Source organism: Lysinibacillus sp. UBA5994 (genome assembly GCF_002429725.1).
Lineage (GTDB): Bacteria > Bacillota > Bacilli > Bacillales_A > Planococcaceae > Lysinibacillus > Lysinibacillus capsici.
The window spans coordinates 1-5,615 of record NZ_DJAU01000046.1 but is presented as its reverse complement, the minus strand read 5'-3'; the positions used below and the strand labels follow the sequence as shown (position 1 = coordinate 5,615).

General features: G+C 38.1%; 5 protein-coding genes. 1 reads left to right on the top strand and 4 read right to left on the bottom strand.

From position 1 onward, the window contains the following. Positions 1 to 75: 75 nt before the first annotated feature. The 4 genes from B3D98_RS14655 to nadB form a co-directional block, all read right to left on the bottom strand. The gene (locus tag B3D98_RS14655) at positions 76 to 492 is read right to left on the bottom strand and encodes a VOC family protein (protein WP_279495843.1); all 417 of its coding nucleotides are present in this window, start codon (positions 490 to 492) and stop codon (positions 76 to 78) included. Positions 493 to 657: 165 nt separating this feature from the next. Next, positions 658 to 1,761, bottom strand: coding sequence for a quinolinate synthase NadA (nadA, locus tag B3D98_RS14650; RefSeq protein ID WP_054548463.1), 1,104 nt, complete (start codon positions 1,759 to 1,761; stop codon positions 658 to 660). Then, a complete protein-coding gene (nadC, locus tag B3D98_RS14645) occupies positions 1,748 to 2,608 on the bottom strand; it encodes a carboxylating nicotinate-nucleotide diphosphorylase (protein WP_066038273.1) in 861 nt (286 codons plus the stop codon). The genes nadA and nadC overlap by 14 nt, the downstream gene beginning before the upstream one ends. Next, on the bottom strand, positions 2,589 to 4,151 hold the full coding sequence (nadB, locus tag B3D98_RS14640) for an L-aspartate oxidase (RefSeq protein WP_288583853.1): 1,563 nt from the start codon (positions 4,149 to 4,151) through the stop codon (positions 2,589 to 2,591). The genes nadC and nadB overlap by 20 nt, the downstream gene beginning before the upstream one ends. Before the next feature lie 100 nt (positions 4,152 to 4,251). Here nadB and B3D98_RS14635 point away from each other — a divergent pair, with 100 nt between their 5' ends. Further along, on the top strand, positions 4,252 to 5,322 hold the full coding sequence (locus B3D98_RS14635; protein WP_066038274.1) for a cysteine desulfurase family protein: 1,071 nt from the start codon (positions 4,252 to 4,254) through the stop codon (positions 5,320 to 5,322). Positions 5,323 to 5,615 lie beyond the last annotated feature (293 nt).

The window sequence follows — 5,615 nt, the reverse complement described above, 5'->3', positions numbered from 1 at the left end:
AATCCCGTACGGGTCATACTAGAAACAGTAGATGCAATTACATCTACTGTTTTTTGATATTCATAGATACAAAATTTACTCTTGATTCAATGCATTTTCATCCATATAAACTACTTCCCAGATATGCCCATCTACATCTTGAAAACCCCAACCATACATAAATCCGTGATCTTGTGGTTCACTATAAGGTTTACCACCAGAGGCAAGTGCCTTATTCACTAGTTGATCTACTTGTTCTCGGTTTTCAGCAGAGAGACATAAGATTGCTTCTGCAGAAGTAGTAGTATCTGTAACTTCTTTTTTACTAAATCCTTTAAATCGTTCTTCAACCATTATTAATACGAAGATATTTTCACTAATAATCATTGAGGCTGTTGTTTCATCACTGAATTGTTGATTGAACTCAAAACCTAATTCCTTAAAAAAACTGATAGATTTGTTTAGATCTTGTACTGGTAAATTGATAAAGATATTTTTCGATTGAAAAGCCATTTAGTATCACCTCCAAATTGACAGTATCATGGAGCATAAAGTCGTGTCAATTATAGCAAAGCGGGGCGCAAATGGAAGCCATTAGCACTATTAGAAGTAGGCGTTATGTCAACAAAAACAGAAAGGTTATATCTTCAACCTTTCTGTTTAAAAAGTTTTAACTATTTATCCTCTGGCTAGCATTCTTTCAAGTGAACTAAGTGCTTCAGCGGTAGTATGTTCATCTACTTGTATACGGTTATGAGGTTGACCTTGCTCAATACTTTCTAAGCTCCATAACAAATGTGGAAGGTCAATTCGATTCATTGTTAAACAAGGACAAAAGTTTTCGTTTAAGGAGACAATATGTTTATCAGGATGCTGCTTAATAATGCGATTGACAAGGTTCATTTCTGTTCCAATTGCCCATGCAGATCCGCTTGGAGCTCGATTGATTGTATCAATAATGTATTTTGTGGAGCCTGCATCATCAGCCGCTGCAACCACTTCACGGCTGCACTCAGGGTGAACAATTATCCTCATAGTCGGGTGTTCTTTGCGAATAACCTCTGTATGTTGAACAGTAAAACCTTCGTGCACAGAGCAGTGACCCTTCCAAAGAATAACCTGGATATTTTCAAGTGGCTCTTTTGTTTCGAGCAAGTTCTTATGTGGATTCCAAACAGCCATATTTTCAAGAGGTATACCTAAATCATAGGCAGTATTTCTTCCTAAATGTTGGTCAGGTAAAAAGAAGATACGCTGTTTTTGGGTAAAAGCCCATTGAACAAGTTCCTTTGCATTCGATGAAGTGACACAAGCACCACCATGTCTTCCAGTAAAGGCTTTAATAGCCGCAGTTGAGTTAACATAGGTTAGAGGAATAATCGTATCACCAAAGAGTTCTTGAAGAATTGGCCATGCTTGTTCAGTTTGATAAATATCAGCCATATCAGCCATTGAACAACCAGCGCGCATATCTGGTAAATAGACATGTTGCTGTTTCGTTGTCAGCATATCAGCAGTTTCTGCCATAAAATGTACACCGCAAAATACGATGTGTTCAGCTTCCTTATTTGCTGCGGATAATTGAGCTAACTGTAAAGAATCCCCAGTTGAATCTGCAAATTGAATGACTTCATCTTTTTGATAATGGTGGCCAGGAATAAATAATTTAGAACCTAATTTTTTCTTTATTGATAAAATACGAGATTCCATTTCCTTTACAGATAGTGCCCGATAATGCTCTGGGAGTAATGTCGTCTGTTGTAATAAACTAGTGATGGACAAGGGAATGATCTCCTTTCATTTGAACGAGTGCACTAATATCAAAAGCTTTAACTGAATGTGTTAAGGAGCCAAGTGAAATCCATTGAATACCCGTTTGGGCATAAGCCTTTAAATTTTCAAGTGTGATGCCCCCAGATGCTTCAGTCGCAATAGTGGGAGGAACAATGGGAAGCCATGCACGGATTTCTTCTGGGCTACGGTTATCAAACATAATAATATCTGCTCCTGCGTTGATAGCTTCTTCTAATTGTTCTTTTGATTCAATTTCAACTTCAATTTTTACGGTATGACCGACTTTCGCTCTAGCGGTCTGAACTGCCTTTGTAATGCTACCAGCAAAGGCAATATGATTGTCCTTTAGCATAATTGCGTCGTACAGGCCATTACGATGATTAAAAGCACCACCAATTCGAACAGCATATTTATCTAACATACGCAGTCCAGGTAGTGTTTTACGCGTATCACATATTTTTGCGTGAGTACCTACTGTTTCTTGAACGGCAAGATGGGCAGCCGTTGCAATAGCAGACATACGTTGAATAAGATTTAAAATGACACGCTCACCGATTAATAATTTTTGTAAGGGACCTTTAATCACAGCGAGTACATCACCTGACTTCACCATCTCTCCATCTTTTGTATGAAGATTGACTTCGATTGATCGATCGAGTAAGAGAAAGCCATGCTCAATAATGTTAGCCCCACAAAAAATTCCGCTTTCTTTCGCGTAAAAAGAAAAAGCTCCCTGTTGTTCGGCTGAAAAGATAAATTCACTCGATAAATCTCCATCTCCTAAATCCTCATTAAAAAATTGCTTGAGCATTTCCTCAAGTTTGATGATATTCATACAATGAATTCCTCACTTTCATTTGTCCTTGCGAAAAAATAATCCATCGACTTGCCCATTGTGATTTCATTTCGGATTTATCCTTCCGAATATGAGCTCCTCTTGTTTCCGTTCGAGTAATTGCTGCATGTGCCATTAATGTGGCGACTACATGCATCATAAATAATTCCAACTCAGCTAGTTCTAGACCCTTTAAATTAACTTGAATAAGTGATTGCAAGGAGGGTAGTTGCTTTACAAAATGCTGCAAGTCATCAATATTTCTAACAATACCTAGGAACTGCATCATGTGTTGCTGTAATTGGGGTTTGCTAAATAAAGGTGGCATTTTATCAGGACATTGATGCTTTTCCAGTAAAAAGTTTTTTTGATGACACCCTTTTTGAATAATGAACTGCGCCATTTTTTGACCAAATGTAATACCTTCCAATAGGGAGTTACTTGCTAAACGATTCGCACCATGTACGCCTGTACAGGCAACCTCACCGACTGCATATAAGTTCGGTATAGTAGTACTTCCTTTGTCATCAGCAATAACACCACCCATCAAGAAATGACTTCCTGGAGCCACGGGGATTAGACCATCTTGTAAATGAACGTGATGAACATGGCACAGCTGAGCAATTGTTGGAAACTTTGCTTCAAAGTCTTGAATGTTAGTGATATCAATAAACGTTTCTTCACCCGCTGCACGTTTTGTAAATAGGGCAAGTGCAGTAATATGTCTTGGTGCTAGGTCAAGTTGAGCATGTAAACCTGTCATAATGGGCTGATGCTGGGCATTAACAAAAATACCACCAGCCCCTCTGACAGCTTCAGAAACTAATCCCTTTGCTTCATTTTTACACCACAGAAGACTCGGGTGAAATTGCATAAATTCCATATCACTAATGGCAGCGCCTGCTCGAAATGCTAATGCGATCCCATCCCCTGTATTAGTTGGAAAATTAGATGTACTTGAATAAAGGGCACCTGCGCCACCTGTCGCTAAAATAACATGATGAGCCAAATAACGTTTTGTACCTTTTTCTCCTTTAGTTAGCACTCCTACACAGTCACCATCTGTATTCCGTAAAAGCTCATAAGCCATTTCATAGCAATTGATCTTTGTTTTGGGCGAAAGTTTATGAAGCAAGTAATCTATGAAAATCTGACCAGTACGATCACCACCTGCATGTAGAATACGATGATGACTATGTGCTCCTTCAAGTCCTAGAGCAGGTTTTCCATCGACCTGCCGATCAACAGGGAGGCCATCCTTTAGATAGTTTTGCATAATCTCAGTGCCATCTTTTATAAGTGTTTTAACATGCCTTTTCTCATGATGATACTCTCCAGCTTTCAATGTATCAGCAATATGATGTTGAATATGATCCTCCTCACTGGTAACAGCAGCAATCCCACCTTGTGCACGATAAGAACTACTCATATATATAGATGATTTTGTAACAATTTGTATTTGAAAATGTTTTTCAAGCACTAAAGCAGCCTGAAGTGCAGCAATACCACTACCAATTATAAGGACGTCTGTCTTTACATCCATAGTTATACCTTCTTTACAGTTGTCTTGACACTTATCTTTACATAAAATATAAAAGAAAACAAGACCTGATGAACAAGAGAGGAAGAAGACGATGATTTATATGGATTATGCTGCAACATCACCTATGATGAGGGAATCTCTTGAGGCATATGTAGAGGTGGCACAACGGTATTATGGAAATAGTGCGAGTTTGCATGATTTAGGGGGACAAGCTTTTTATTTTGTCCAGCAATCAAGGGAGGTTGTAGCCCAAGCCCTAGGTGTAACTAGTGATGGCGTAATTTTTACGGGTAGTGGAACAGAAGGAAATCTCATAGCCATCTTGTCGTTAGCGCTAGCCTCAAAAAAAGGAAAACACATTATTTCATCTCAAGCTGAGCATACGTCAGTGCATGCGGCTTTGAATACACTTGAGAAAAAGGGCTTTACTGTAACAAAATTACCTTTGCAGAAGGATGGTTGTGTTGATCTGGGGCAATTGCAACAAGCAATCCGGGAAGAGACTGCTTTGATTACCATTCAACATGTCAATTCTGAAATTGGTTCAATCCAGCCTGTAGAGAAAATCGTAAAGATGGCAAGAAAATCAAATATATTCTGTCATGTTGATTGTGTACAATCATTTGGCAAACTAGCTATACCACAAGGGGCAGATGCGATTACCATCTCGGCTCATAAAATAGGCGGACCAAAGGGCTGTGGTGCTATATATCTGAACCCTGCAATCAGAGTACCTGCATTAACACCAGGTTTGACACATGAGAGGGGTCTTAGAGGGGGGACATTAGATACTCCTGCAATCGTGGCCTTTGCCGCGGCAATTGAAAACTATCAATATGAATTGCAACATTATGAAACGCTAAGAAATTATTTTGAAAATAATTTACCTGAAAAATGTCAGCTCGTTGAGTGTAAACAGCAACTACCTAATATTTGTGGGGTAATGATGGAAAAAGTAGAGGGGCAATATGTTCTTTTAAAGTTAAATGAGGCGGGAATCTGTATCTCTACAGGTAGTGCATGTGATATTCATAGTGAATCGGGAACAAAGGCTATTCTATCAATGGGGTTCTCTTTGGAAGCGGCACGCCAATTTTTTAGAATATCTTTTGGACCTTCCACTACACTTGAGGATATTGTAAAATTAAAAATAGAGCTTTCAAATATTTAACGAAAAGACGAGTGAAGGATTATCTATATTCTTCACTTGTAGTGAAATAGATTATAAGCTAATAATATCGGCCAAATAAAATAATTGTTTTCTTTTGAACCAACAATTGCTATAATATTTTGCAGGGCAATATTTTCTCTTACTTAACAAAAATATCTTTAAAAAGTAATAATTTCTTTTTTTTATAAAAAAGTATTGCACAATGTTAGAAAACGTTATACAATAATTCTTGTCTTGAAGGACAGGTAAACAACTTCAAAACAAGATACATAACAAAGTCTAGTGATGATGGC

What these genes read in the sequence shown, in the direction of transcription:
- nadB (WP_288583853.1), bottom strand. Translation starts at nt 4,151, where the DNA reads ATGGATGTAAAGACAGACGTCCTTATAATTGGTAGTGGTATTGCTGCA.
- B3D98_RS14635 (WP_066038274.1), top strand. Translation starts at nt 4,252, where the DNA reads ATGGATTATGCTGCAACATCACCTATGATGAGGGAATCTCTTGAGGCA.
- nadC (WP_066038273.1), bottom strand. Translation starts at nt 2,608, where the DNA reads ATGAATATCATCAAACTTGAGGAAATGCTCAAGCAATTTTTTAATGAG.
- B3D98_RS14655 (WP_279495843.1), bottom strand. Translation starts at nt 492, where the DNA reads ATGGCTTTTCAATCGAAAAATATCTTTATCAATTTACCAGTACAAGAT.